Annotated in this window: 1 protein-coding gene; it reads right to left on the bottom strand. The window is 59.4% G+C overall.

What is annotated here, in order from left to right:
• Positions 1–105 precede the first annotated feature (105 nt).
• Entirely contained in the window at positions 106–282 is a 177-nt protein-coding gene (locus G3480_RS27460; RefSeq protein ID WP_164657313.1) for a hypothetical protein, read from the bottom strand.
• Positions 283–392 lie beyond the last annotated feature (110 nt).

The raw sequence follows: 392 nt of genomic DNA, 5'->3' as shown, positions 1-392 counted from the left end.
CAGAAACGGGGGGGTAAGTCACTCAACACCACCACGAGTTCTAGCGGCAACATCGGGCAGCCACAAACGGCTGCAATGGCAGAGGCGGACTAACTTAATTTCTGGCTAAAACTGTCCTTGACTTGGGGTCCACCACAGGGTGCGCTCGAAGCGCGCCAGGGCCTTGAGCGCATCGGCCTCGCAGGCGAAGTCGGTGTTGCACAGGCGCTCGAAGTCCTTGAGTTCGGCGCGGCCCTGCTTGAGACAGTGCTTGTCGACGCGCTTGAGGGCGGCGGGTGTCAAGACAGTTGTCGCATTTTTCATGCGGTGTTTGAGGTGGCTTTGGCCTCCGTTTTCAGAGGTTTCCCGGGATTGAGCAAGACGGTGGTGTCGGGCTCGCAGTTGCGCGTGTT

Origin of the sequence: Thiorhodococcus mannitoliphagus, from assembly GCF_010915725.1 — a bacterium.
Lineage (GTDB): Bacteria > Pseudomonadota > Gammaproteobacteria > Chromatiales > Chromatiaceae > Thiorhodococcus > Thiorhodococcus mannitoliphagus.
This window is presented reverse-complemented; position numbering and strand designations above follow the sequence as displayed.